Source organism: Bradyrhizobium sp. USDA 4354 (assembly GCF_054060315.1).
This window is the reverse complement of sequence record NZ_JBSSDC010000001.1, coordinates 3,320,864-3,347,664: the sequence shown is the minus strand read 5'-3', so window position 1 is coordinate 3,347,664 and position 26,801 is coordinate 3,320,864. Positions and strand designations below refer to the sequence as shown.

The following is a 26,801-nucleotide window of genomic DNA, read 5'->3' as shown; positions in this document are numbered from 1 at the left end:
GGACGCACAATCGGGAATGCGGTAGCCAATCCGCGCATCAGAGCTTGATCACCGACGTCCTTCGGTTCCGCCTCCACCTATGCACGACCATCTCTATGAACAGCCGATCGACGATCGGACGATGCTCTACGTCCCAATCCTTGACAACGGACATCAGTCGTTATCAGGCCACGGCTTTGAGATCGTGACGGCGATAGGTCCACGGAAGCAGCTGATCGATGTCGCTGTTTGGATGGCCGTTGACGATCCTGGTGAGGGCATCGGTCAAATAGGCAAGCGGATCGACGTCATTCAGCTTACAGGTTTCAACTAGGGAGGCGATGATGGCCCAGTGCTCGGCGCCGCCGTCAGAGCCTGCAAACAGCGCATTTTTCCGGTTGAGCGCGATCGGACGGATCGAGCGCTCGACGGCGTTGTTGTCGAGCTCGATACGGCCATCATTGATGAAGCGCGTCAGGCCCTCCCAGCGTGAGAGCGCATAGCGGATGGCGTCGGCCAGCTTGCCCTTTTGGCTGATCAACGCGAGCTTTGCGCGGAGCCACCGCTCGAAGGCTTCTGCCAGGGGCCGGCTCTTCTGCTGCCGGACGATGCGGCGCTCCTCGGCGCTGCGGCCACGGATGTCCTTCTCGATCGCGTAAAACTCGGCGATGTGCTTGAGCGCCTCGCTCGCGATGGGCGCCGGGCCAGGGGTTGCGAGCTCATAGAAGTTGCGGCGCATGTGCCCCCAGCAGAACGCAAGCTCAACGTCGCCCCGCTCGGCGAGTTTGGCGTAGCCGGCATAGCCGTCGACCTGCAGAATCCCCTTGAACCGGCCGAGATGAACGATCGGTCGGTCGGCTTTGCGATCGGGCGCATAGACATAGGCGACGCCCGGCGGATCGGCGCCGCCCCACGGCCGGTCGTCCGCAGCATAGGCCCAGAGCTGACCGGTCTTGGTGCGCCCGCGGCCGGGATCGAGCACCGGCATGGTCGTCTCGTCGGCGAACAGCTTTGACCGTTGCTTAAGCTTGCCGAGGAGGCGCTCATGCAACGGACGCAGGTGGAAGGCTGCCTGTCCCACCCAGTCCGCCAACGTCGAACGATCGAGCTCGATGCCCTGGCGGGCGTAAATTTGCGCCTGCCGGTAGAGCGGTAGGTGATCGGCATATTTGGAGACCAGGACCTGGGCGACCGTGGCGTCGGTCGGCAATCCGCCCTCGATCAGCCTGGCCGGGGCCGGCGCCTGTATAACCCCATCCTCGCAAGCCCGGCAGGCGTATTTGGGACGCCGGGTCACGAGGATCCGGAACTGCGCTGGGACCAGGTCCAGCCGCTCGCTTCTATCCTCGCCGATCCGGTGCAACTCGCCTTGGCAGCAGGGACAGGTCTTGTCCTCGATGTCGACCACGACCTCGATCCGTGGCAGGTGCGCCGGTAAGGCGCCACCGTTGCCGCGGCGCTTGCGAGCCCGCGCCTCACGGCCTTCAGATGTGCTTACGTCCTGCGCCGTCTCGACGTACGCTGCGACCTGCTCGACGTCTTCCAGACCCAGCAGCATCTGATCTTCGGGCAGCGTCTCCGCCCGCCGGCCAAACCGGTGTCGCTGCAATTCCTTGATGATCTGACGCAGCCGTTCGCTCTCGCACCGCTCGGCAAGCAGCATCGCTTTCAGCGTCTCGGGATCGTCAGGCAGGGCCTCGCTCACACCCAATTCAGAGCATATTCGTCGCCATCTGGCGACGCGTCCGACGCTCCTGATTCACTTCGCCGCAGTGCCGCCAACAACTATCCTGCTTGCGTTGGCGCCGGCGTCTCCCGCGCTTCATGCACAAGCCGCCAGTCGAGCCCCTCCAGCAGCGCCGACAATTGCGCCGCCGACAGACGCATCACCCCGTCTTCGATCTTCGGCCAGCGGAAGATTCCATCCTCGAGCCTCTTGGCGAACAGACACAAACCCGTTCCGTCCCAGAACACCAGCTTGATCCGGTCCGCCCCCTTGGCCCGGAACACATAGACAGCTCCCGAGAATGGGTCAGCCCCCATGCTCTCGCGTACCAGGGTCGCAAGCCCCTCCATTCCTTTGCGGAAGTCTACGGGTTTGGTCGCCACCATCACCCGGACCGCACCCGACGGACCAATCACCGGCTCGCCTTGGGCGCCTGGACGATCGACGCAATCATCGTTGGGTCAGCTCCACGACCGGCCCGGATCGTGATGCCGTCGACTTCGATCTCGATGATCCCGCTATCTGCCTTGCGCACCGCTCTGCGCTCCTGGTGAGCGGTCGCCACCGGCACCACGGCGTCCACCACCGCCGGCACAAACTGCACTTCGTCCGCTTCGGAATGACCGCCTACGGCTTCTCGCAACTGACGCCGCCAGCCAAACAGCTGCTGCGGCGACAATCCATGCCGTCGAGCCACGGAACACACCGAGTCGCCACTCGCAACGATCTCCGCGACGATCCGCGCCTTGTCCTCGTCGCTCCACTTCCGCCGACGGCCGGCTCCGGTGAAGACCTCAAGCCGTCGCACCGGCTCCGTGATAGCAGTATGCACTGTGTCCATTCTAAGCCTAACGGTCGAACCGAACCGCAGACTCGCAGATCACTCCGTCATCCGGTAGGTGGCCGCTGAACAGCGCTCTGATGTCCGTTGTCAAGGATTGGGACGTAGAGCATCGTCCGATCGTCGATCGGCTGTTCATAGAGATGGTCGTGCATAGGTGGAGGCGGAACCGAAGGACGTCGGTGATCAAGCTCTGATGCGCGGATTGGCTACCGCATTCCCGATTGTGCGTCCGAGGTCTGCTCCTATCTTACTGCGGGCGTCGGCGCTTGCCGGCCACAAAGCGTCTGACGGGCATTCCCTCTGCCGTGGTCCCGCCTCCGCCCATGCATGATGATGAGAAGTGCGCCTAATCAGGCCGGCTGCACTTGCCTGGCAACGGCCCACATGAACCCGACCAATTCACGGGCGATAGCGGTGCAGACCACCGTCGTTCGCTTGCCGCGCGCAGCCAACTTCCGGTAGCGGGCCGTCAAGCGGCTCTGCGCCTTCCAAGCAATCTCTCGCACTGCTGGCGACGTTTGCTCGAGCCGGTATAGCTTTGTCTTGCCGATCTTCGGCGGGTGTCGATATGTCCAGGCGCTCTCGACCAACATGTGGCGAACCCGGCCGTTGCAGGCCTTGGTGATGCCGCCCCGCCTGACGGTCTCCCCAGACGATCGCTCGCCCGGCACCAGGCCGAGATAACCCATGAGTTGACGAGGGCTCTCAAACCGGCTCACGTCACCGACTTCGATCGCGAATGTCACCGCGACGATCAGATCGATGCCTCGCAATGTCTGAAGCGCCATACGAGTGGCTCCAGAGACCATACCGAGACGAACTCTTCGATCGTGCGCTCCAGACGTTCGACCCGCTCCCTGGCGACGCGAACTGCTTCGACCATCTCCTGGAGCGCGATCTGATGTGCGGGGTGATCGAACTGCTGCTCCTGAAGCCAGCGCAGATAGCGCATCGTCCAACCTTTCTTGCGAGGGTAGGTACGGCCGTGCTTGAGCATGAAGGCGCTCACCTGTTGCCGGTGAACCCTCAGCGCTTCAACCGCTGCCGCTCGCGCGCGAACGAGATCCCGCATCGCCTCGTGGCCTTCATCGGGAACCCATACCGCAGTCAGCTCGCCAGCGCGTAGCAGACGCGCGAGAGAAACGGCGTCCCGGCGATTCGTCTTCACCCGATCGCCCGCCTTCCTTGGGATCAGCGATGGCGCCACCACCGTGCACTCGTGGCCGAGCGACCGGATCAGGCGATAAAGACCATAGCCAGTCGGGCCGGCTTCGTAACAGAAGTGGACGCGGTCAAACCGGTTGGCGATCCGTTCTAAGACGCGGCGCATGTTGGTGGCCGAAGCATCAACCTCACCGAAGAACCGAACTTCCCCCTCCCGGCCTGCGTCCGCAATCGCGACGGCATTTCTCAGCTTGGCCACATCGATTCCGACGAATGCTTCCCTATAATCTGCCACGGCTCGTCCTCCTGTGATGAGGATCGGCTCGGTCCGCCCGAGCAACCCTCGGACGCGCAGTGTAGGGCGAGCCACCTCATCGGCAGACACGGACATACGGCCTTACGAACGAGGTGCGAGGGTTACTTCAGATATGAAACCATTCTCGCCGCGTGACTTTGGCCCTTGAGAGGTCGCCGCAAACACGCTCATACGCCGCGCCGGCGCTGTGATCGTGCTCCCAGCGCCAGTTGTAGTGTCAAACGACAGCGCCGAGATTTTGAGGCAGACGGTGGTGATCTCCAAGGTGCCGCAGTTTCGTACGCCTACGACGAAGGCCGCCTGATTGACGCGTGCGCGCGGAGTTCGGCGAGCTATATGATGGCGATGCGTGAAGGTCAGGCGGCTTGCTGATCGGTGGGCTTGCCGGCTTGGCGCAGGAGCTTCCATTCCCAGGGCAGCAACTCGTGCAGACGCAATGTGGGATGATCGGCGATACGGGCCAGGACGTCGGCGAGCCAGGCCTTAGGATCGACGTCGTTGAGACGACAGGTCGTGATCATCGTCAGCATGATGGCGGCACGATCGGCGCCACGTTGGCTGCCAGCGAAGGTCAGTTGCGCCGCCCCAAGGCGATGCCTCTCAATGCGCGTTCAGCGCAATTGTTGGTCAAGCAGATCCTGCCGTCGTCGAGGAAGCGGGCAAAGTCGTCCCAGCGCCTGAGCATGTAATTCATGGGCTTCAGGACCTCGGAGGAGCTCAACAGGGTCTCTCGCTCGCGGAGCAGCCAGTCGTGCATGTCGTCGAGAAGCGGCTTGCTCTGTTCTTGGCGCACGGCGCGTCGGTCGTCGGCACTGCGGCCATTGATGGCGCGCTCGATCTCGAACAGAGCGTCAAGACGCCTGACCGCCTCCAGCGCGATCGGGGAGATCGGTTTGCCTTTCTGTCCGTCCCGGGCGGTTTTCTCGATGTCAGCCAGCTCGAAGAAGCCCCGCCGCGCATGCGCCAGGCAAAATGCGGGCGTGATCGGCACCGCTTTCCGTTGCGGGTCGAACAACGGCTCGAAGCCGCTATAGCAATCCGCCTGCAGGATACCGGTGAAGGTGGCCAGATGCTTCTGGGGGTGCGCGCCGCGACGGTCACCCGAAGCGTAATAAACCGCCGCCGGCGGCGCAGGCCCGGCGAACGGCTGATCATCCCGCACATACGTCCAGATCCGCCCAGTCGTGCATTTGCCCTTCGCCAGGATGCGGATGGTGGTGTCGTCGCCATGCAGGCGCTCGGCCGTGAGCACATGGTGCTCGATCGGCCGGAACAGCGGCATGACGGCGAAGGTCCCGTGGCCGACCTGGTCGGCCAGCGTCGACAACGGCAAATCGATCCTCTCGGCCCTGAAGCGCACGCTCTGGCGGTTGAGCGGGATATGCATGCCGAACTTGTCGAACAGGATCGTCGCCAGCAATTGTGGGCCGATGAAGCCGCGCGGCGTGGCATGGAACGGCGCGGGCGGCTGACTGATCTTCTCGCAATCGCGGCAGGTGAACTTCTCGCGTACCGTCTCGATGACCTTGAAGCGGCGGGGAATCTCCTCCAGGGTCTTGGTCACATCCTCGCCGACCTTCGCCAGCCGCGATCCACCGCAGCAGGCGCAGGTCGTTGGAGCTTCAACGACGACGCGCTCGTGTTCGATATCGTCCGGCCAAGGCTTGCGAACCGGCCGCTTACGCGTGAAGGGACGGACGTTCTGCGTCTTCGCTGCCGCCACCTGCGCGGCGAGCTCATCCTCTCTCGCCGTAGTGACGAGTTCCTCGAGCTCCAACTCCAACTGCTCGAGCAGCCGTGCCGAGCGCTCGGATCGCTGCCCGTGCAGTTCGCGTTTGAGTTTCTCGATCCGCAGCTCAAGATGTGCGATCAGCGCTTCGTTGTCCGACGCGGCGACATCGGGCTCGACCTGCAAGGCCTCACGCTCGGCCAGCAGCGCAAGGTAGGCGCTCGCAAGGTCCGATGGAAGATCGTCCGGCTTCGATGTCATGAAGCCATTGAATCAGATCAAGCCGCAAACTCAAACCCAAAACACCTATCCGACCCGCGTCGGACGCTGGGTTTCTTGAGGGTTACGCCAATCGATCCTGGACAGAAGATAGCTCAACTGCGCCGGCGAGATCGTTACCGATTCACCGGCAACCGATGGCCAGATGAACTTTCCTCTCTCGAGTCTTTTTGTGAACAAGCAGGCTCCCTGGCCATCGTGCCAGATCGCCTTCACAAGATCACTACGGCGACCGCGGAAGACGAACAGATGACCGCTGAGCGGGTCTTTGTGCAGCACCTCCTGCACTTGGAGTGCCAGCGACGGAAAGCCTCTGCGCATATCCGTGTAGCCCGTCGCGAGCCACACTCGTACATTCCCCGGTATCGCAATCATCGGCGTCCAAGCACATCGAGGACCCGCGCCAGCGCCTCCGGATCGACGTGCGCATCCACCCGGATGCACCGTCGGTTGCCGAGATCTATCTCTATCAATCCAGTACGCGCGGCTGCCACGGAGCGAGCTCGGCCATCAACCGTAGGCAAAAGCTTCGGAGTGTCCTCAGCCGAGGCCGCTACGGCGGCGATCTGCACCGGCGTAAAAGATGGTACAACTTGTTCCGATGTCCGTGCATGTCGACGCCAGGTAAACACCAGGCTGGCCGCTATTCCGTTGCGACGCGCAACCTCAGTCACCTTCGCGCCCGGCGCCAACGTCTCCTCGACAATCCGTGGCTTGTCGTCCTGCGACCAGCGCCGCCGCTCCAGCCCGCCCAAAACCTCGACCCGCATCGCCTGATGACCTTAAAGCTAGACTTAAGGCGCACGCTTCGCGAATTACCACCCGTCACGCAAGACGGCCCTCGTCGGAGGGCGTACGCAGTTTCTTGGACGTGTTCAACTCGGTCTGGGCCGATGGCGGAGCCTGCGGCACGAAGCTAAGCGCGCTGGCAACGGTGAGACTGAACAGCGGCTTGATGGGCGTAGTTTCCTCGTTGAAGGCGTCTTTTCACCGCTCAACGACGCCGATGCGGTCATCGACGTTTAGGTCCGCGGGTCGTCAATTGCGTCGAGGACCATCCTAGCCGGGCGCGTCATGCGCGGGGCGGTGCAGGCAGGCACGATTCTGCGCGACGTGCCAGCAGCTATCTACGAAGCATCCGCCCCAACGCCATCAACTGTGGCATGGTGATCGGGTCGTTGCCGGCGGACGACCCCATTGGGTGCGACGCGAAACGCGCGATCACCATCTCTGCCTTCGGCGCGACGTACAGGCGTTGTCCATGCATGCCGCGGGCTTCGAAAGCACCCAGCTCATTGTGAGTCACCCACCACTGGCTGCGATACGAGCAGTTCAACCCCATATAGGGAAACTTGATCGGGTGATCGTTATTTTGCACGTCGTGTACGACGGACGCGGGAATGAGCTGCGTTCCGCCCCAGTCACCTTCGCGGCGCATCAACTCGCCAAATCGTGCCAGGTCGCGCAATGAGGCGTACAGGCCACCACCGGCTGTCGGCATACCGACGGAATCGACCCTGATGTAGGCATCCTCCTCGCAGCCGAGCGGCGCCCAGAGGCGTTCCTCTAGCAGCTGCGCGAACGAGCTGCCTGTGACGCGCGCCATTACCCACGCCATTACCTCCGTGTTGATGGTCTTGTAGGCAAAGACTTCACCGTGCGCGCCTTCCTTTCGCACTGTGCGCAAGTAGTCACACAACGTCTGCGGCCCGTCGTAGCCGGCTGGCCGCCAGGAAGTAGCGCGCGCGTACGCATGAACCCCGGAGTTCACGTCGATATAGTCTTCCGTATGCGCCAGACCGACTTGCATATCCATCACCTGACGCAGCGTGGCATCCTCCCAGGCGGTGCCGCGCAGTTCGGGCAGGTAGTAGGGGATGGCCTTTTTGTCATCTAGCACGCCCTCTTCCACGAAGGCTGCGGTCAATGTGCCCGCGTAGGACTTCGTGACTGAGAAGCACGCATGCGGAAGGTGCGGCTCGAGCGCGCCGAAGTAGCGCTCGTACACGATGCGGCCGCGATGCAGCACCACAATGCCGTCAGCGTAGGTGTCGTAGAGCGCCTCTTCGAAGCAACGGGTGAGACCATTCATGTCGGTGAAGGTGAGCGCGTCGATTTCCGCGGCTCTCTCGCTACGTTCCAGCGACGACGGGGCGCCCCGACCGCGCCACACGTTGGTGGTTGCCGCAAGCTCGCGCATGTGCGACAGGGACCAGCGGATTTGCGGGAAGTCGAGGTAACGGCCGCTCTCGAAAGTGATGCGCTTGTCGTCGGTCGGCGGCGCGCCGCGCATCCAGCCCAATTCGCGCGGATCGGACGCGCGGGCGTCAAGGTAACGCTGTCCCTCAAATTCTAGCATGCCCATCGGCTCACCCCAATTGTCTCTCTGGCGCGCGAAAATGCATCGCGACCATATAGAGGTTGCTTGCAGGTTTACGGCAATCCCCCCGGCTCAAGTGGAGACTTTCGAAGTTTTCGCAGAAACTCCGCCGAATCTTTGCACCCCGGTGACTTGAGCGGTAGCGGCCGGTGGGGAACGATAATCGGGCGGCGATGCGAGAGGGACGTCGCGCAGCACGCTAGAGGCACTAACTCCGAAGGCCGCAGTCATCGCAAGCTGCGAACGGGGAGGGACGCTTTCAAGCGGCGATGTGAGAGGGACGTCACCGAATGGATATTCCGGGACCAGCATATTCATCCCTCACAGCCTTCTAGACGAAAACCCCCATCATAAGGCTAGCGATCACTTAACTGCGACGGCAGTGCGTGAGGCAACTACGTCGGAGAACGATCCGACAATGATTCTCGTCATCTGAGAAAACACTTCAGCTTGGTGCGACGACCATGTTCAGAATTGACGGTCGAATTCCGAGGCCTGACTCACGAAGCAATTGTTAGACCTCCGTCCACGGGAACGGTTACGCCTGTTACCATGTTGGCACCGAAACCGAGATAGACAATGAGATCGGCGATATCTTCTGGTTCGGCAATGCGTTTCAGCAGAGGCTTTTCAACTCCCGCACGCAGTGTCTCTTCCGGCCAAGGCATCCAGGGGCTGTTAATGAACCCAGGCGCGACTGCATTGACACGTACCTCAGGCGAAAGTGCCCGGGCGAGATTTTTGGTGAGGCTTACTACTCCTGCCTTTGCAGCAGCATAGCCCATGCTGCTGCCCCGCAGATCAAAAGCAGCAACTGTTGCAACATTTACGATCGCCCCCTTTGACGCTTTCAATGCTGAAGCTGCGGTCTTTGAGCATCGAAATACGCTTAGTAGGTTCACCTCAAGAAGAAGCTTCCAAAGCTCTTCCGTCATGAGGTCTAGACGTGCAGGCGGAATAGATTCTCGTACTCCTGGAGTGCCCGCATTGTTAACGAGCAAGTCCATCCCCCCTAGTGCAGTCAAAGCGTTGGAGATCATCCGTTCGGTGGATGCCGGATCGCCGACGTCCCCAGGAGCCGCGATCACTTTACCCACCTCCCGCAGTTCAGCAACGGCTTGTGGGCCCCGGGCATCGTCGGGGAGAAAGTTCAGGGCGACGACTGCACCGCTCTCGAGAAGCATCCTCGCAGTAGCAAATCCAACTCCACTTGCCGCGCCTGTCACAAGCGCTGCCTTTCCCCTCAAGTCATAGGAAATCATCGACTTCTCCCTCGCCAAGCGACCGCGAGGCTATCTTGGCTTCGCGTGGAATCGCCGCGAAAGTGTGCTCTGCACAGCAGAAATTCGGCGAAAAGCCGAGGGATGTGGGGATTTCAATCGTCGCTCATGTCCACACCGTTTCGCGCCCGGCTTGGCGGCGTTCACCCGCGACCGCTGACGAGAGGTATTCGCGGCCAGAGTTAGACGCTTATGGGCACCAAGCGGGGAAGCAGCCGAAGTCATTGCCGGTCAAAGGCCTAAACGCGCTCCCGCGAGTTCGTAGGCGCACTGGAGTGACTCTCGAGGTCTCCCTCAAATCAGGTGCTCCGGTTCTCATCTGCGAGCACGCGCATGACCGTCGCAACAATTGCCGAAAGAGCTGCACAGCAAGATACGCTTGAGGCCGCGTTTCGTCTGGGAGATGCTCGAGTTGCATTGTCGATTTGGAGAATGGGTCGGAAGCGTAAAGCGGGAAATTTCTCAGGACATCCTGCCCAATCAGGAGTTTGCTGGCAAGACGGCCAGCGCGCGACCTCAGGTCAGCGCATCGGCAGCATCTCGTATGCTGGCGTAAACCTCATCCAGGTCTTCCGCAGTGACGCAATAAGGCGGCAGGACGTAGATAGTATTGCCAAGTGGCCGCAGTAGTATATTGCGGTCGACAAAGAATGCCTGAAGCATCGGACCGATGTTTGCGAAATAACCCGGATTCTTCGTTCTCAGATCGAGTGCCGTGATGGTCCCGGTCCGGCGAACATCTGTAAAACGTGGATCAGCACGGAATGACTCGATTGCCTGTTCTTGGATCGCAGCGATCGAGGCCACCCTCTGGCGAGTTTTCGGAACTTGCCAGAGATCCAGATTGGCCTTCGCCGCAGCGCAGGCCACTGGATTAGCCGTATATGAACTCGAGTGAAAGAACGTGTGCGTACGATCTATAGAATAATGCGCGTCGAAAATATCCGCACGACAGAGTGTCACCGCGAGCGGAAGCGCGCCTCCCGTGAGGCCCTTCGAATAGCAGGCAATGTCCGGCGTGACCTCCGCCTGTTCGCAAGCGAACAATGTTCCGGTACGGCCCCAGCCAGTCATCACCTCGTCAGCAATAAACAGAACATCTGACACCTCGCAGATGCGCTTCATTTCCCTCAAAATCCAGGGCGGATACATCAGCATCCCGCCCGCCCCCAGCACCAGAGGCTCCACGATGGAAGGCGGCCGGAGCTTCGTTTCGGCATACAGACACGAGCGCATCGAGCGTCTCCCGTTCTCGACCTTTCGCGGGGAACGGGATGCAGGTGACGTCGAACAGTAGTGGACCATAGTTCGCATTGAACACGCCTCGGGCGCCGACCGACATCGCGCCGACCGTATCGCCGTGATAGGAATGTTGCATTACCACAATGCGTGATCGCGGCTTGCCGATGTTGTTCCAGTAGCTGAGCGCCATCTTTAGCGCTACTTCAACGCTGGTCGAACCGCTATCGGAAAAGAACACGTGATCGAGCCCAGGGGGTGTAAATTTCAAAAGCAGTGCGGCGACATCTTCAGCCGGTTCGTGGGTATATCCGGCAAATATAATCTGGCTGAGCTTGCCTACTTGTTCCCGAATCGCACTAACAATGGGTGGATGGCAATGACCATGGGTCACGATCCACCATGATGAGATTGCATCGATGATACGGCGACCACACGCGGTGTGGAGATAAGCACCTTCACCTCGCACAATCTTTGTCATCTCGTTCTGAAGCGCGTGCTGGGTGAACGGATGCCAGATCGTTGATTTCATTTTTGGTATCATAGCTTGAAATCAACCCCGACGAATGCGGTTTTGAAAATAGCTTGAAGCTTTTCTGCCGTCAGAGGAAAAATCCAGGGCAGACACCCTAACCAACGTACCCGCCCGATGTCGCAGATTGCGCTCTCAGTCTCGGCATTTCGCTCGCCAACGAACGCAAGGCCAAGGATGGTGATATGGCGCTTTCGCAGAGCCTCTATGGACAGCAGCGAATGGTTGATTGTGCCCAGCGCTGTGCTCGCACATAGCACTACCGGAAGCTGCCATCGCTCGATGACATCAATATAGAGCGTGCTACGACTCAGCGGCACCATTAGTCCGCCAGCTCCCTCAATCACAAGGGGCCGCCCGCCTGTATCTGGTATATCAAGCGAATTAATGTCTATACGGACCCCATCAAGCTCCGCGGAATAATGGGGCGAAGCGGACGTCTGAAGACGATAGCGCTCCGGCACGATGCGTTCGGGCGAGAGGCTGCCCAACCGCGCGACAAGCTGGCTATCTGTCTCTGCCTCGAGGCCAGCCTGAATGGGTTTCCAATAGCTTGCGCCGATCAGATCTGCCAGCCCCGCGGAAAACACCGTCTTTCCAATTCCGGTATCCGTGCCGGTCACCACGATCCGTTGGCTCATCGAGACCAGCCTTTCGTCTCCTCAGCGAGTGCATGGAGCATAGACTGCACGTCTCCCTCCCCGACATTTAGTGTCAATGAAATTCGAAGACGAGCCGTGCCTGCCGGAACGGTTGGCGGCCGGATTCCGCGAATATCGAAGCCGCGCGCCTGCATTGCAGAGGCGAGCCGCATCGTATGCGCGTTATCGCCCACGATATAGGGTATAATCTGAGAGTCCGACGCACGTGAAAGACCGCACAGCGCCATCTCGCGATCGGTGAATGCGACCAGTTTTGCCAGACACTTCTGACGCTCAGGCTCCTGCTGCAAGATCAACAGCGCCTCCCGGACGGCTACAGCTATCAGCGGTGAGGGAGCGGTAGTGAAGATGAACGGGCGGCAACGGTTGATCATGAAATCGCGCACTGCGGTGGAGGCAGTCACGAGCGCCCCCTCGACGCCCAGCGCTTTGCCGCAGGTATGCACGACGATCAGATTTTCGTATGCGTCGTAGGGCGCGGTGAGCCCTCGTCCCTGCTCGCCGTAGACACCCGTGGCGTGGGCCTCATCCACCATCAGGAACGCGTCGTGCCGGCTCGCGATCGTCACCAGGTCCTCAAGCGGGGCGAAATCGCCATCCATACTGTAGATACTTTCGACCACGATCCAGACGCGGCCCACGCCGCCCTGGGCTCGCCAGTCACGGATTGTGTTTTCGACTGACTGCGGGTCGTTATGGGCGCTTATCCGAAAGTCGGCCCGGCCAGCCCGCGCGCCTTCATGGATGCTCGCGTGCACGAGAGAATCTAGCACAAGTAAGTCGCCCCGCTGGGGCAGCGTGGTCAGGACAGCAAAATTGGCGACATATCCGCCGCCAAAAAAAGCGCCGTTTCCGCTCCGAAGAACTTGGCAGCCTCAGCTTCGAGGCACTCATGCTCCTCGCAGTTACCGCGTAGAAGCCGCGAGCCGCCGGCCCCGATTGGTGTGCCAGCATCGATCGCAGCGCAGAGCGCCTTCTTAATGCGCGGCGCAGTCGCGAGCGCCAGGTAATCGTTCGATGAAAAATCGGTCCCCGCGCGCGGCTTAAGGCCACGCAGCCGGCTATCTTTCTTCAGTGCATGCAGAGCCGCTGCATAGGTCGAATTTTTGGGAGCAAGGATTCTGCTCATTCTTCACTCGCAAGATCGCCACCAATCGCGCAAAGTATGCTATTGGTTGGCAAGGCAAATGCGTTCGCGTCCACTTCCAGGCATTCAACCAAACACGATGCGATTGTCTCGGTCGACCCGCACGACGCGCGGCTTGAACGTTGCCGCTTCCTCTCCACCAAATGAGGCATATGCAACTACAATGACCTTATCTCCGGGCATCGCGAGGCGCGCGGCCGCTCCATTGAGGCTTATTGTGCCAGACCCCAGGGGCGCCTCGATGACATAGGTGGCAAAGCGCGCTCCGGTCTCAACATTGTAAACTTCGACGCGCTCGTTGACCAAAAATCCCGCCGCGTTCATTAGCGCACGGTCAATCGAAATCGAACCTTCGTAGTGCAGATCGGCTTCAGTCACAGAGGCGCGGTGGATTTTGCCTTTCATCAAGGTAAGTTGCATTGATCACCTAAGCTGGAGCTTGTGTAGGGTGCTCGCTGAGCCGTTCACTCAGGCAAGCGCAGATCGGATGCCGAGCCGACCGAGCAGATTCGCATCACGGTCGCGTTGCGGGTTTTTGGTAGTCAACAGTACATCGCCGATGAAAACTGAATTCGCCCCGGCCAAGAAGCACAGCGCCTGCAGTTCGTCTGACATGTACTGCCGCCCGGCGGACAACCGCACCACGCTCTTTGGCATCATGATGCGAGCCGTCGCGACCAGCCGCACTAGCGCGATCGGATCGGGACGCTCTGCGGTTTCGTTGACCAGCACACCCTTGACCTCGTTCCAAGGTTGATCGGCACGCTTTCCGGGTGACTGGGTAGATTGGCGAGCAACACGAGCATGCCGATCCGGTCCTCAAGGCGCTCACCCATGCCGATAATGCCGCCACAGCAGATCTTGATGCCGGCATCGCGCACATGTGCGAGCGTGCTAATGCGATCCTGCAAGGTGCGGGTGGTGATGATCTTGCCGTAAAACTCCGGCGAGGTGTCGACGTTGTGATTGTAGAAGTCGAGCCCAGCGTCCGCGAGCCGGACAGCCTGCGTCGGCGTCAGCATGCCGAGCGTGGCGCAGGTTTCCATGCCGAGTCGCTTAACCGCGCTGATCATGTCGCAGACCTGGTCGAGATAGCTATCTTTTGGGCTGCGCCAGGCGGCGGCCATGCAGAAGCGGGTGGCGCCCGCAGCCTTCGCTCGCCGCGCGGTGGTCACTACATCAGCGCAATCCATCAGGCGGGACGCTTTGAGGCCGGTGTCATAGTGCGCGCTTTGCGAGCAGTAGCCACAGTCTTCCGGGCAGCCGCCGGTCTTGATGCTGAGGAGGCTTGCGGTTTCAACGTAATTTGGATCGAAATTACCGCGATGAACAGCCTGCGCCTGAAACATCAGGTCAGCAAGTGGCAGGTGATAGAGAGCGTCGGCCTCGGCGCGCTGCCAGTTATGGCGGACCGGCGGGTTGTTGCTGCTGTCGTTCCCTACGATTCCCACAGCGGCAACCAATACCAGCTTTCCACCACACAAAGAATGCCGGGCGTAGCCCGCAAGTGGAAACTTACTCCCTCATGAACGAGAGAAACGATCGAGTTCTGCCTTTGAAGCGCATGGATCAATCTAATTTTCCTCCTTTGCCGCAGAAATTCGTCGTGCATCGGCACGCCATGTCGCCGCCCACGCCTATCTCTCGGCCACATCCCCGCCACGAGGCCACGACAGCCATTGTGTGTGCCTGGTTCGAAATCGCTACGGTTAAGCACCCGCAGCGGGCATAACTGGACCCGACGCTTCCCGTGGATCGTCGACGGCGCGCTCCAGAGCAGACAAAACCAATTCCTTAATCGATGGTGAGGGGGCCGCGCCGAACGTGGGCGGCGTCCTCAATTCGAATGCGCTTCATATAGGCAAGCACAATGCACAATGTGAGGTACAGCTCTATCGAAGCAAACACCTGCAACGAGGCCTGAAGGACGCTGGATCAATTTGCGGGGTCCGGGAGCGCGCGCTGAGCCAAAGCTCTCGAGCGCCACCAGGTGACATAGATCGCGACCAGCCAAAGCACGGGCAGAAGCATCAGCAGCGACGCTACGGCGGCGATGGTGGGGTCGATTTCGTGCCGGATATTCTCCCACATCTTCAGCGGCAGGGTCCGGATTGACAGGCCACTTACAAGTGAGGGGATGACGACCTCATCGAAGGGGTGAATGAACGCGAACACGGCGCCGCCGATCACGCCGGGCACGATAATCGGAAGTGTCACTCTCCTGAAGGTCAGCAATGGCCCGGCTCTCATGCTCTGCGCTGCATGCTCTAGCCGCCGGTCGAAGTTCGCCAGAGTCGCCGAGACAATGACGACGACAAACGAGACGGCGCCGACACTATGCGCCAGGACGATGCCGGTAATCGAGCCGACCAGTCCGAGATTGACCATTCCGAAATATGCCGCGATGCCGACGACGATGACCGGAAAGGTGACCGGCGTCAAAATCAACATGGTCAGGGAGCCGCGCAGCCGCGGAGAGGTGCGGCTGATGCCGAAGGCCGCGAGGGTTCCGACGATGGTCGATAGGATCGCAACCGCAACGCCGATTTGGATGCTGGTCCAAGCCGCGCCCGTCCAGGACGGATCGCCGAAGAAAGATCGGTACCACTTCAGAGAAAAGTTCGAGGGCGGGAACTGCAAGAACGTCCCGGCGCTGAAGGACATAACGATCACGACAAGGCCAGGAAACAGCAGGTCCTGAGTTCACAAACGAAGTGCAACACTTCCTTGAGGAGGTGTTGCCATGGGGCGGAGTTACGAGCAGCTATCCCTTGACGATCGATGCGAGATTGCCCGCAAGACCGATCTCGACGCCCTGCCAACCCGCCGCTTCCACCGGCTCGTTGCCGCCTACAACAACACCCCGCGCAAATGCCTTGACTTCAGAACCCCCGCGGAGGCCTTCTCCCAAGTGTTGCACTTCGAGTGTGAATCCACCGGTAGGCCATGACAAGACGATAAAGGCCGTACCCACGACCTTCGACCAACGGCTTTGGCGCCTGGCCTGATAAAGTTGGGTCGTCCAGCGCTTCCCGCGATAGGGAGTTACGGTCTCATTGAAATAGCGTGTGAAGGATGGGAGCGAGAGCAGCCGGCTCAGCCAGGACTTCCGCCCTGGTTGCCCCGCGCGGCCCTGCGTACCGGAAAAATCGAGCCCGACTAGGGGGAGCATGACCGCGGCGATGCCGAGAAGGACGAAGGCCGATGCGGCGGTGCGCGCCATGTTGAAGGAGTTCGCGACCTGTGCCGCGATGAAGGTTGACAGCATCGCGTCGCGCAGGCCGTCGAGAGCTTCCGGCGTGATATAGAATCCAAGGCAGAGTTCTAAAGACCGGCAGCGAGCCGCTACGCACGCCCGGCATGCTGAGCGGGAGGAACACGCGCCAGAACGCCATAAAAGGCCGCGCACCCATGCTTCGGGCTAAGGACTTGTCAATGCCCAACAAGACGCTAACCAGGGGCAGGGTCATGAGTGGCAGCATAATGTGCACCATCCCGATATAGACGGCCATGCGGTTGTAGATGAGCGGTTGCGGACTGGAGATCACCCCTAATTCGAGCAGCAGATTGTTGATGAGACCACGGTCGCCGAGGATCACGATCCAAGCGTCAGCCGAAAAAACAACCAGCGCATCTAAACTAGCGTAGGCGGGGTACGCCACGGCAACTAGGCAACCCCGCCGCAACGGGCGAGTAGCTCGCCGGGAACGGCCAAATATTGCCCGGCTCAAGCTGCTGAGCCGCTGGTTGGCCCTGTGTGCCCGGCGGGCTCCCATTCGAATTCCGCTGGGTCAATAATCCGTAGGAACCCTTGCTGCGGCGTTCCTGAACTCAACATTGGTGCAGCGACGGCGCGCTTACCGCGCAGTCAGATTGACGAGTTCCTCTTCCGTGCGCTGGCAGCGAATGTCAGCACCCTTCGATAGGTGGCGCAGGGGGGTCGGCTCGACGTCGCAGCGACCGGGAATGCGCACCGAGCAGCGCTCGAAGAAGCTGCAGGTCTCTCCTCGCGCGGAACGCGCAACGCCGGCGGCGGCTTCCTTGAGATATTTGTCTCCAATGCGGTCAAGCCACCCTTGCCGCAGCTCGGGCACGGACGAAATGAGGAGATCGGAATAGGGATGGAGCGGCCGCTGGTGCAGCGATCCGCGACTACCATACTCCATCATCTGACCGGCGTAGAGGATCATCACCTCGTCGCACACGGCTTTGACCGTGGACAGGTCATGGCTGATGAACAGGTAAGCGACGCCGAGTTCACGCTGCAGCTCAGCAAGAAGATCGAGGATCGCGGCGCCGACCACCGTGTCGAGCGCGGACGTCACCTCGTCGCACAGGATCAGCGAGGGCTCGGCGGCGAGCGCCCTTGCGAGATTGACGCGCTGCTTCTGACCGCCCGATATCTCGCTCGGGTAGCGCTCGGCTATGGTCGCAGGTAGGCGCACCATATCGAGGAGTTCAGCGACCCGCCGCCGTCGCTTGTCGCCAAAAAGGCCATGATAGAACTCGAGCGGGCGGCCGAGGATACGGCCGATCGGGCGCGCCGGGTTGAGCGCGCTATCCGCCATCTGGAAGACGATCTGGATGCGCCGCAGCTGCTCGCGCGTGCGCTCGGCTGCGCTGCGCGGCAGCTGCATGCCAAGCAGCTCCACCTCGCCCCGCGCGGCCGGCAAAAGGCCGGCAATGACACGGGCGAGCGTACTCTTGCCGCAGCCGGATTCGCCGATGACGCCGAGCGTGCTGCCAGCTTTGATCGCGAGGCTGACGTCCCGCAGCACCGGCGCCGCGGGGATGCCATCCCTGTCGGCTGTTCCATAGCCGGCGATGACGCTCCTCACCTTGAGGACCAGCGGAGCCGCCTGCTGCGTGACGGTTACCGCGGCCCGCACCTGAGGTTCGGCAGCGGCGAGGAGGCTCTTGGTGTAATCGTTCTTGGGAGACGAGAGGATGAGCCCCGTCGCATCGACCTCGCGGATAGTGCCCTCGCGCAGCACGATAATGCGATCGGCCATTTGCGCAACCACTGCGAGGTCGTGAGAGACGTAGACCGCGGTCGTGCCGCGCTCCTTGATCGCCTTCTTGAAGACGCGCAGCACCTCGATCTGCGTCGTCACGTCGAGCGCCGTGGTCGGCTCGTCGAATATGATGAGCTTCGGCTCGGTGACGAGCGCCATGGCGGCGAGCAGGCGCTGTTGCTGCCCGCCGGAGACCTGATGCGGATAGCGCTCGCCGACCTTCTCCGGATTGGGCAGGACAAGCTCGCGGAACAACGCGACCGCCTTCGCCTCGGCAGCGGCCACCGGCATCACGCGGTGGATCTGCGAGCTCTCGATCACCTGCTTGAGGAGCGGGCGCGCCGGATTGAAGGAGGCCGCCGCGCTCTGTGGCACATAGGCGATGTCGCGGCCGCGCAGGGACGCCAGCTCGCGCTGGCTCATGGCAAGCACTTCGCGCCCGTCGAAAGTGATGTTCCCGCCAACGATGAGCGAGCCCGCGCGGGTATAGCCCATCAGCGAGAGTGCGATGGTGGTCTTGCCTGAGCCGGATTCGCCGATGAGGGCGACGACCTCGCCCGGCTCGACCGTGAAGCTGACATCCTTGACGATAGCGAGATTGCGCCCGCAGTTGTCGCGCGCTGTTACGCGCAGGTTCTCGACTTTTACCAGCGGGGCCATCTCAGTGCTCACCGCTCGAGGACCAGCGGCCCGGCAAATTATCGATCAGCAGATTGACGCCGATCGTCAAGGTCGCAATGGCAACCGCCGGCATGACCACCGAGAGCGCACCATCGGCCAGTCCGGTGATGTTCTCGCGTACGAGCGAGCCCCAGTCGGCATCCGGCGGTTGCACGCCGAGACCGAGGAAGGAAAGACTGGACAGAATGAGCACCGCGAACACGAACCTCAGGCCAAAATCGGTCAGTACCGGACCGGCGATGTTCGGCAGTATCTCCTGGCGGATGAGGTAGCCCGTCCCCTCTCCGCGGGCGCGCGCCACCTCGACGAAATCGAGCGTGCTCACGTTGATGGCGAGCGCGCGCCAGATGCGAAAGGCGCCGGGCGTATAGATCATGGCGGCTGTCCCGATTAGTACCGGGATCGAGGAGCCGAGTGCCGCGATGATCACGAGGGCTGCCATCTTGCTCGGGATCGAAATGAGCGCATCGAAGAAGCGGCTGAGCGCCATATCGACCGCCCCGCGCGAAACTGCGGCCAGCATGCCGAGCGTGCCGCCTATCAGGACGGCGAGAAAGGTCGCCGCCGCGGCGACACCGACCGTGTAGCGCGCGCCAACCAGGATGCGGCTCATCACGTCCCGCCCGAGAAAGTCGCTGCCGAGCGGAACGGCCCAGCGCATGTGACCGAACACGTCGTCGTCGACCAACGCGCCGACGTCATGAGGCGCGACGTAAGGTCCGATGACAGCTATTACCACCCAGAAGGCGACGATGCTACCGCCAATGATGCCGGCGAGTGGCAGGCGGGGACGGCGTCGCTGCTGGGCTGGCGATTCGACGGCTATGATGGTTTGATTAGCGCTCATCGATAACGAAGCCTCGGGTTGGACAGGATACCGGCGATATCGGCGAGCATCACCAGGAAGAGATAGGCCGAGCAAAATATCATCACGCAGGCCTGGACGAGCGGCATGTCCCGAGTCGAGACGGCATCGATGAGGAGGCGCGCGAGACCCGGATAATTAAAGATTATCTCGACGATGATGGTGCCGCCGAGAAGATATGAAAGGCTAAGCGCGACAGCATTAGCAATGGGACCAATCGTGTTCGGGAGAGCGTGCGTCAGCACGACCCGCATCGGCCGCGCCCCCTTGAGCACCGCCATCTCGATATAGGGCGAGCGCAGGGTGTCGACAACGGCCGCGCGCGTCAGGCGCATCATCTGCGCAATCATCGCGCAGCTCAGCGTGAACACCGGTAGCGCAAACAGGCGGAAGAACTGGCCGAAGGTCACGATCCCGTCCACATAGGACAACGCCGGAAACCAGCGCAGGTGCACGGCGAAGACGATTACGCACAGTGTTGCTACTAGGAATTCCGGTACCGCAACGACCGACATTGTGAGCAAGTTCGCGACACGGTCCAAGAGGCTGCCGCGACAGATTGCCGAGGTGAAGCCGAGGGCGAGCGCGATCGGCACGGACACAGCCGCCGTCACTCCGGCGAGCATCAGCGAGTTCGGCAGACGGCTCGCGATCAGCCCGGCCACCGGCAGGTTGTTGACCAGCGATCGGCCGGGGTCGCCCGAGAGCAGCCCGCCAAGCCACGAAAAGTAGCGGATATAGGCGGGCTGATCGAGGTGTAGGGCGTAGCGCAGGCCCGCCACAGCTTCGGGTGTTGCATTTTGGCCGAGCACCGCCTCCGCGACGTCGCCTGGCAGGATCTCCGTACCGACGAACACCGCAACGGAGACGAAACCGAGCGTCAGGATCGCGATCGCGATCCTGCTTGCCAGGAGGCCAACCAATGTTGTCTTCATATTTGCCGTCCCGGTGCCGCGCTCCGACTTGCTCGGCGCCCGCTCAAAAGATGCCGTAAGGACGGTCATTGGTCGAGCCAAATATTTTCGGCGAAATTATATCCCATCATGCCTCCGGTCGGGATTGGCCGCAGACCCTTCAGGTTGCTGACATGGGCGTCGAGATAGCTCGCAAACACCGGAATGCAAACCCCGGAGCCTTCGTGCACGAGACGCTGCATCTCGCTATACCTCTCGCGACGCCTCTCGTTGTCGGTCTCCGCACGAGCCTCGAGCAGAAGGGTGTCGAAGCGCTCGTTGCGCCAAGCGCTTTCGTTAAACGGCCCTTGCGAATAGAAGAACTGGGTGAATGTAAGATCCACGCTCGCTTTCGGCGGGATGCTACTGAAGAAGATCGGGTGCTTCGCCCAGTGGTTCGACCAATACCCGTCGGCCGGCACGCGCTGCAATTGTAAGTTAAGTCCAATCTGCTGGCCAACCTGCTGCAAGACCTGCCCCAGCTCCTCTGAGTTTGGCGCCGCGGGTGACACGACCATTGGGAAGGCTTGGTTGGCAAGGCCAGAGCGCTGCAGATGGAAACGCGCCTTGTCGAGGTCGAAGGCGCGCTGCGGCAGCCTAGCGTCGTAGAAGCGGTTGGTCGGGTCGATCGGCTGGTCGTTGGCGATCACCGCGTAGCCCCGGTAGACCGTCCGGCGGATTTGCTCGCGGTTGAACATGTGCTTCAACGCCAGCACGAAGTCAGGATTTGATCCGGGCGCCCCATCAAGGCGGAGGACGAGATCGTGGTATGCGCCGCCCTTGGTCTCGAAGAGTGCAAGGTTCGAGGCTGAGATGATGCGCGGCACCAGGCGCGGGCTTATTGTGCCGATGAACTGCATGTCTCCCGCGAGCAGCGCGTTAACACGCGCCTGGTCGTCCGTAAGGCCGAACAGCTCGATCTCGTCGAGATAGGGTTTGCCGGGCTTGAAGTACTCGGCGTTCCGCACCGCGAGCGAGCGGACGCCTGGCTGAAATTCCTGGCACTTGTACGGGCCGGTGCCATTCGCCCTGCGGAAATCAGTGGCACCATCCTTGACGATCACGCATTGCCAGTTGCCGAAGATGGTCGGCAAGTCGGCGTTCGGACCGCTCAGGCGGATACGCACCTCGTTCGGCCCGGTCGCCGCGATCTCCTCCATAGGCGCGACGAGGGTGCGCATGGCGGAGCCCACTGCTGGATCCTTGTGGCGTTGCAAAGAATAGACCACGTCGGCGGAGGTCAGCGGGGTCCCATCGTGGAAGCGCACATCGCGACGCAGCTTGATATTCCACACGGTGGCTCGTTCGCTGGGTGCGATCTCCTCGGCGAGGTCGAGTTGCGGGGTCAGGCTCTCATCGAGCGTGGTGAGCCCGTTGTAGAACATGAATCCGCGCGAAAAGTCGGTCTGGGTTAACGCCTTGGCCGGGTCCAGCGTCTCGGTGGCCGAACTCCCATTGGTCCCGACCTTGATCCTACCTCCACGGCGCGGGATTTCCGCGTGCGCCGTCTCTGCGAACATCGCGAACGTGCCAGCGGCGGCGACCGACATACCGGCCGCAACGAGGAGGTTCATCACGTCTCGCCGGGACGCTCCGTGCCGAAACGCCTCGCGAACGCCCAGCACATCGGCCGGGACCATTCCCTCTTTCTTCAGTTCTTGTGAATCCGACATCGATCACTCCTCCTGGCCGAAGGCAGGCTCGTTCAGCCCGCCGCGTTCTGGGTTGCGGCCTATTTTTGACTCCGCGACCTAGGGTCGACAGAAGGCTCTTCATTATCAGCCCGGAGAGCTGGATTTCATCAATGGAGCACGGCAGAGCGCCGAAATAATGCGCCAAGTCGGCAAAACCTTTAGTTTCGACGCTCCCTCCCCCGCAGGATAGTCGAATGCCTCGGATGGAATAAAGGAGCGCAGCGCCCCGATCGCGGTGCTGACGGTGCTAGCATGTTCTCACGCTGCGAGTAGGGCAATCAGCTCCGACTACCGAGGCCAGGTTCAGACCCGGAGGCGCGCGTCGAACCGCCGCGCGGATCGGGCACCGATCGGCAACTCACGAGAGCACGGGCAGAACAGAGGCGCGATATGGAGCGAATCCACTGGCAAGCAGTTGCAGCCGTTGCCCTGCGCTTCATGCCAAGATAGTTAATTGACCTGCTCCCGAAATCAGATCCGGCTGTCCATGATCCGTCACCGGCTCGAGGTTGCTCGTAACCGCAAGACTTATTCGGCAACGACATCGACGTAATCGTTTACGGTGAGTTCAAGGGCGAGACGGAACTCGCAGCTTACAAAGCGCATGGACTATACCAGGAATCGATCAGGCGAGTACGCCCACTCGTGAGCTGCGGTTTTGCCGCCGACTACGAGTACTGACCGGTGCGCAGCCCGTCTTGTCGGCAAAATACGCGAATCAATTGACCCTCCTGCTCATTGGTGCTGTTGACTTGACATCTCAAAGCTTACGGGTACCCGACTGGAATCGTTATCGTCGGAAAAGACCAAACCGGAACGTGTCTCGTACTATCCCGGTCATTGATGACTGATAGCTCGATGTACATTCGCGAGCTGCAGTGGATTGAGCCCGTCAAAGCGATGCCTTGCCTTGCGCATCGATCACAGCTTACGTTCTGGACAGCGCAGCAAGACATGAGCTGCTTGGGCGATATTCATATCTGACCTGTGATCCGTTCGGTACCTACATAGTCTCGGATGGGCAGCCGAGCTACAACGGAAAGGCCCTCGATGGCGATCCTTGGGAGGCTCTTCGCACCCTGCTCGCCAACTATCCACAAGAACGTCGTCCAGATCTCCCGCCGTTCCAGGCAGGCGCGGCTGGCTTTCTCGCTTACGATATGAACAGGACAGTGGAGCAGTTGCCGCGGCCTGTTGTGTTGGTCAGCCCTTGCCGCAGTCCATCCTGCATTTCTATGACGCGGTAGTCAGCTTCGACCACCGTGACCGCAGGAGCCGGATCATTTCTACTGGTTGGCCGGAGCAGGGTCCGCCACGTCGTAGTGAGCGAGCACGACTTCGAGCCGACGAGTTGGCAGCCCTTCTTACTGGCCCCAAGTCGCTACGGAATCACTGTCAGGGCGCAGTGGGCGCGTGGCATTCCAACTTCAGCCGTGAGGAATCGATACTCACTCAGCAAGGGCACGCGCTGCTTAGGATTCGTGCGGCTCGCACAGACTTTCAGAGAAACGCGGACTGCGCCGCATCCCGTAGGGCGGCGTCGGTAAAGTTTTAAGTTGCTTTGCGTTGGATAGGACCGAAAATGCATCACGTCGCACGGAAATCGCGTCTTTGGATTACGCAAAATGGCATCGACCTTCGAAGCGCCTAAGCGCCAACAAACCAACATATCGGACTGAAAGGTTTCAACGCGGATCTTAGTGCGCTCCGAGCGTCTCAATGACCAGCGCCCCCCACCGGGTCGAAGTAAAGAAGGCCTCCGGCGGGTGCCGGAGGCCTTTGCTGGTCTAACCTAGAAGGGTGTTCACCAGACGCGCTGTGCGCGGAGGCGAAGCGTTAGGCTGCCCTGGTCCTTCAGCTCGTACAAGCCTGCCGGCTTCGCAATTCCTGCCTGCACCGGCAGCGTCACTGTGCTCCCGCTCGCATACTTTTGGTCGAGCATTGTGTAAGCGAGGTCGGCCGTGAAGCTCAGGTTCTTTACAGGGGTCCAGAACGTGGCGACGCCAACAACCGCGTAGTTGAGGTCGGGGTTGCAGCCGACGGCGCCGCTCGATAGCGCAAGAGTGGCGACGAACGCGCCGCAGATGTAGCCCTTGGCTGTGCTATTATACCGGACAGCAGCCCACGCGCCATAGAGACTGGTGGCCCAGCGGGGATCCCAGTTGTGGGTGTAGGCACCATTGAAGCCATAGGTCGTGGTCAGCTCCTGGCCGGCACCTGCCACGAACACGGAGTCAGATATACCGCCCAGGCCGAGGCTCTGGTAAGCACCCACTACGCTCGCGCCACCGTACATCGCGTAGGTGGTCGACGTGTAGTTCTGGAAATTGTAACGGGTTGCACCCTTCGTGTACACGCCTTGGACGTTAATCGTGTCACCCGCGCCCGTCGGGATGTTCTTGATCGACAATCCGAGCTGGCCAGCCCAACCCAACTTGTCAGCCGCATGTCCGGTCGTTTCATCGACGCCATAGTAGCCAGTATGGTTGTTATGCGCGGCAATCGATGCCTGGAAGAGGCCCCAAGCCTGGTCAACACGAAGCATGCCGACGAGGTCTGGAACTCGCGAGCCACCGAAGTCGTTGACACCGTATGCGCCAGTCGCGAGACCTGCGGCGGTCGCGCCGCTCACGTTCCAGATATTGGCTGTAAGGTTGACCGGATCTTGAGCTGAGAACGATGCCGTGATGCCCTGACCGAAGTCGGCGGTATAAGTGATCTGGTTCACAGAGTCGTAACCGCCACCGCCCGGCAGACCATCGAAAGTGTTGCCCGGATAGTTCGTCCAAGGCGTGGAGAACTGCGAGGCAGCTTTACCGAACGTGAAGCCAGCGAATTGGATGAAGGCGAAATAAAGACCGAGAGCGCCACCACCGACCGAACCGGTACCGCTCGCTCCAACCGCGTTTCCGCTGTAGGCCGTCGAGCCATTCACGGCATTTGTGCCGGCTCCTGTATAACCACCCGTCGTCCACGTAAACGCGGCGTCGAGGTAGGTTCGAACCACGCCGTACTCGGTCGCAGTACGGGTATCCCAAGTCAGATCTCCACGGGATCTACTCGTGTAATAGTTGCTGAGGCGGTTATGCGCACCACCCAGACCGCTGTTGGCAGCATCATAGATGCCGTTGGTGGCCAAAACGAACTCGTTCCGCATATAGCCGCCGAACTTGATACAAGTGTCGGTACCGGGGATGTAGTAGAAGCCGGCGCCATACAGCGAACAGATCTTTACGTATTCGACCGCTTTCGCCTTTACAGGCAGATCGGCCGCCTGCGCGCCAGCGCCCGCCAAAAAAGCCGCAGAACCGAGCATGAGACTCTTTGTCAGCTTCATCTATGAACCTCCAAGTTGAAGAACCGTTTCCGTCTAGATCCGCCGCGACGAGCCTCACCCCCAGTGGGCGGGTTTGACGGAACGACTTCGAGGTGCCCCCTCTCCGTCCACCGACGTATAGTTAGTCACATCAATTGCTTCAATTAATTAATTGTATGGACCATGCTTTGGCTGGAATCCGTTGCAATTTGGCAACGCCCCATGAGCTAAGCCAAACAGGCCAAAAAAAGAACCTCCAGGGGGCATCCCAGAGGTTCCATTTGGAGATCTAACACGACCGTCGACCGAAGAGCCTCGGGTCTGACAACCCAATAGCTGAAATCGATTATTTTTGTCAATTATTTTTTTGCATGACCGATATGCTCCTCGATTCCCCCCGAGACGTGCACGCGCGGTACGGCTAATGATCAGCTAAGTGCCTGTGGGCGAGACCTAAGATGGGAAAAGAGCGAGATGAGCGAAAACGATCAACTCGGTAAAGCCGCTAGGGACTTCATCTGGAACATCGTGGAGATCCACTCTCAACTTGAGGAAATTCACAAGGGTTGGGCTGAGCTATTAGAAATAACCGAACCACAGTGGCTGATTCTAATGGCCATTGACGAACTTGATGAAGGCCGCGGTGTCTCAGGAATAGCGGTTGCAAATAAGCTGCGAACCCATGCAGCCTTCGTTACCAATCAAACTAAGAAATTGGAATCAATCGGATTTTTAGCCCGCGAACCATCACCTGATGATGCAAGGTTCGTCCAGATGTCGTTGACTCAAAAGGCCCGTGAGGAGATTTCGAAATTGGCAGTCAAGAAAGAATCCATCAACGTGACGATGTTCGACGGGCTGGATGAGGCGTCGCTCGAATACCTCAATAAACGGTTAGCCTCGATTGCAAGGAATAGCCGGCTGGCATCCCAAAAGCTGAGTATAGGCGTGTTGTAGGTACAATGCCGATATTGATGCTGGGAAAGCACCTATATTTCCC

Annotated in this window: 18 protein-coding genes and 6 pseudogenes; 4 read left to right on the top strand and 20 right to left on the bottom strand. The window is 60.5% G+C overall.

The window, feature by feature from the left end:
- Positions 1-163: 163 nt before the first annotated feature.
- From tnpC (ACVIIV_RS15535) to ACVIIV_RS15465, 15 genes and pseudogenes are all read right to left on the bottom strand, one after another.
- On the bottom strand, positions 164-1,642 hold the full coding sequence (tnpC, locus tag ACVIIV_RS15535) for an IS66 family transposase (protein ID WP_456748736.1): 1,479 nt from the start codon (positions 1,640-1,642) through the stop codon (positions 164-166).
- 122 nt (positions 1,643-1,764) lie between these two features.
- The gene (gene tnpB / locus ACVIIV_RS15530; protein ID WP_456744955.1) at positions 1,765-2,121 is read right to left on the bottom strand and encodes an IS66 family insertion sequence element accessory protein TnpB; all 357 of its coding nucleotides are present in this window, start codon (positions 2,119-2,121) and stop codon (positions 1,765-1,767) included.
- Positions 2,118-2,546 (bottom strand): IS66-like element accessory protein TnpA, encoded by a 429-nt coding sequence (gene tnpA, locus ACVIIV_RS15525; RefSeq protein ID WP_456744954.1) that lies wholly within the window; start codon positions 2,544-2,546, stop codon positions 2,118-2,120. Before tnpA (ACVIIV_RS15525) ends, tnpB (ACVIIV_RS15530) begins: the two co-directional genes overlap by 4 nt.
- Before the next feature lie 353 nt (positions 2,547-2,899).
- Positions 2,900-4,008 (bottom strand): annotated as a pseudogene (locus tag ACVIIV_RS15520) (IS110 family RNA-guided transposase).
- A gap of 377 nt (positions 4,009-4,385) precedes the next feature.
- A protein-coding gene (gene tnpC, locus ACVIIV_RS15515) for an IS66 family transposase (RefSeq protein ID WP_456744953.1) occupies positions 4,386-6,019 on the bottom strand; the annotation gives its coding sequence in 2 pieces (ribosomal slippage) (positions 4,386-4,603 and positions 4,603-6,019; 1,635 coding nt in all).
- A gap of 45 nt (positions 6,020-6,064) precedes the next feature.
- A complete protein-coding gene (gene tnpB, locus ACVIIV_RS15510) occupies positions 6,065-6,385 on the bottom strand; it encodes an IS66 family insertion sequence element accessory protein TnpB (RefSeq protein ID WP_456744952.1) in 321 nt (106 codons plus the stop codon).
- Positions 6,386-6,408: 23 nt separating this feature from the next.
- Positions 6,409-6,807: an IS66-like element accessory protein TnpA gene (tnpA, locus tag ACVIIV_RS15505; protein WP_456744951.1), complete on the bottom strand. Its 399-nt coding sequence runs from the start codon at positions 6,805-6,807 to the stop codon at positions 6,409-6,411.
- A gap of 353 nt (positions 6,808-7,160) precedes the next feature.
- The gene (locus ACVIIV_RS15500; RefSeq protein WP_456744950.1) at positions 7,161-8,402 is read right to left on the bottom strand and encodes a serine hydrolase domain-containing protein; all 1,242 of its coding nucleotides are present in this window, start codon (positions 8,400-8,402) and stop codon (positions 7,161-7,163) included.
- Between the two features lie 515 nt (positions 8,403-8,917).
- A complete protein-coding gene (locus ACVIIV_RS15495) occupies positions 8,918-9,679 on the bottom strand; it encodes an SDR family NAD(P)-dependent oxidoreductase (protein ID WP_456744949.1) in 762 nt (253 codons plus the stop codon).
- Positions 9,680-10,213: 534 nt separating this feature from the next.
- Positions 10,214-11,480: pseudogene (locus ACVIIV_RS15490) on the bottom strand (adenosylmethionine--8-amino-7-oxononanoate transaminase).
- Positions 11,477-12,109, bottom strand: a complete 633-nt coding sequence (bioD, locus tag ACVIIV_RS15485; RefSeq protein WP_456744948.1) for a dethiobiotin synthase — start codon at positions 12,107-12,109, stop codon at positions 11,477-11,479. The pseudogene ACVIIV_RS15490 and the gene bioD overlap by 4 nt, the downstream one beginning before the upstream one ends.
- Positions 12,106-13,259, bottom strand: a pseudogene (locus ACVIIV_RS15480) (8-amino-7-oxononanoate synthase). The gene bioD and the pseudogene ACVIIV_RS15480 overlap by 4 nt, the downstream one beginning before the upstream one ends.
- A gap of 84 nt (positions 13,260-13,343) precedes the next feature.
- Positions 13,344-13,697: an aspartate 1-decarboxylase gene (gene panD / locus ACVIIV_RS15475; protein ID WP_456744947.1), complete on the bottom strand. Its 354-nt coding sequence runs from the start codon at positions 13,695-13,697 to the stop codon at positions 13,344-13,346.
- Positions 13,698-13,745: 48 nt separating this feature from the next.
- Positions 13,746-14,740: pseudogene (gene bioB / locus ACVIIV_RS15470) on the bottom strand (biotin synthase BioB).
- 472 nt (positions 14,741-15,212) lie between these two features.
- Positions 15,213-15,941 carry an ABC transporter permease gene (locus ACVIIV_RS15465; protein WP_456744946.1) on the bottom strand — a complete coding sequence of 243 codons (729 nt, stop codon included), beginning with the start codon at positions 15,939-15,941 and terminating at the stop codon, positions 15,213-15,215.
- 124 nt (positions 15,942-16,065) lie between these two features.
- Here ACVIIV_RS15465 and ACVIIV_RS15460 point away from each other — a divergent pair.
- A pseudogene (locus ACVIIV_RS15460) lies at positions 16,066-16,227 on the top strand (IS30 family transposase); the annotation flags it as partial.
- A gap of 907 nt (positions 16,228-17,134) precedes the next feature.
- Here the strand turns inward: ACVIIV_RS15460 and ACVIIV_RS15455 are convergent.
- From ACVIIV_RS15455 to ACVIIV_RS15440, 4 genes are all read right to left on the bottom strand, one after another.
- Positions 17,135-18,952 (bottom strand): ABC transporter ATP-binding protein, encoded by a 1,818-nt coding sequence (locus ACVIIV_RS15455; protein ID WP_456744945.1) that lies wholly within the window; start codon positions 18,950-18,952, stop codon positions 17,135-17,137.
- Position 18,953: 1 nt separating this feature from the next.
- On the bottom strand, positions 18,954-19,820 hold the full coding sequence (locus ACVIIV_RS15450; RefSeq protein ID WP_456744944.1) for an ABC transporter permease: 867 nt from the start codon (positions 19,818-19,820) through the stop codon (positions 18,954-18,956).
- Entirely contained in the window at positions 19,817-20,773 is a 957-nt protein-coding gene (locus ACVIIV_RS15445; protein WP_456744943.1) for an ABC transporter permease, read from the bottom strand. Before ACVIIV_RS15445 ends, ACVIIV_RS15450 begins: the two co-directional genes overlap by 4 nt.
- Before the next feature lie 65 nt (positions 20,774-20,838).
- Entirely contained in the window at positions 20,839-22,464 is a 1,626-nt protein-coding gene (locus tag ACVIIV_RS15440) for an ABC transporter substrate-binding protein (protein ID WP_456744942.1), read from the bottom strand.
- A 502-nt stretch (positions 22,465-22,966) separates the two neighbouring features.
- Here ACVIIV_RS15440 and ACVIIV_RS15435 point away from each other — a divergent pair.
- Positions 22,967-23,166 (top strand): annotated as a pseudogene (locus ACVIIV_RS15435) (Dabb family protein); the annotation flags it as partial.
- Positions 23,167-23,390: 224 nt separating this feature from the next.
- Positions 23,391-23,732 carry a hypothetical protein gene (locus ACVIIV_RS15430; protein WP_456744941.1) on the top strand — a complete coding sequence of 114 codons (342 nt, stop codon included), beginning with the start codon at positions 23,391-23,393 and terminating at the stop codon, positions 23,730-23,732.
- Between the two features lie 557 nt (positions 23,733-24,289).
- Here the strand turns inward: ACVIIV_RS15430 and ACVIIV_RS15425 are convergent.
- Positions 24,290-25,822 carry a porin gene (locus ACVIIV_RS15425; RefSeq protein ID WP_456744940.1) on the bottom strand — a complete coding sequence of 511 codons (1,533 nt, stop codon included), beginning with the start codon at positions 25,820-25,822 and terminating at the stop codon, positions 24,290-24,292.
- 453 nt (positions 25,823-26,275) lie between these two features.
- Between ACVIIV_RS15425 and ACVIIV_RS15420 the strand changes: the two genes are divergently transcribed.
- Positions 26,276-26,758, top strand: coding sequence for a MarR family winged helix-turn-helix transcriptional regulator (locus tag ACVIIV_RS15420; protein ID WP_456744939.1), 483 nt, complete (start codon positions 26,276-26,278; stop codon positions 26,756-26,758).
- Positions 26,759-26,801 lie beyond the last annotated feature (43 nt).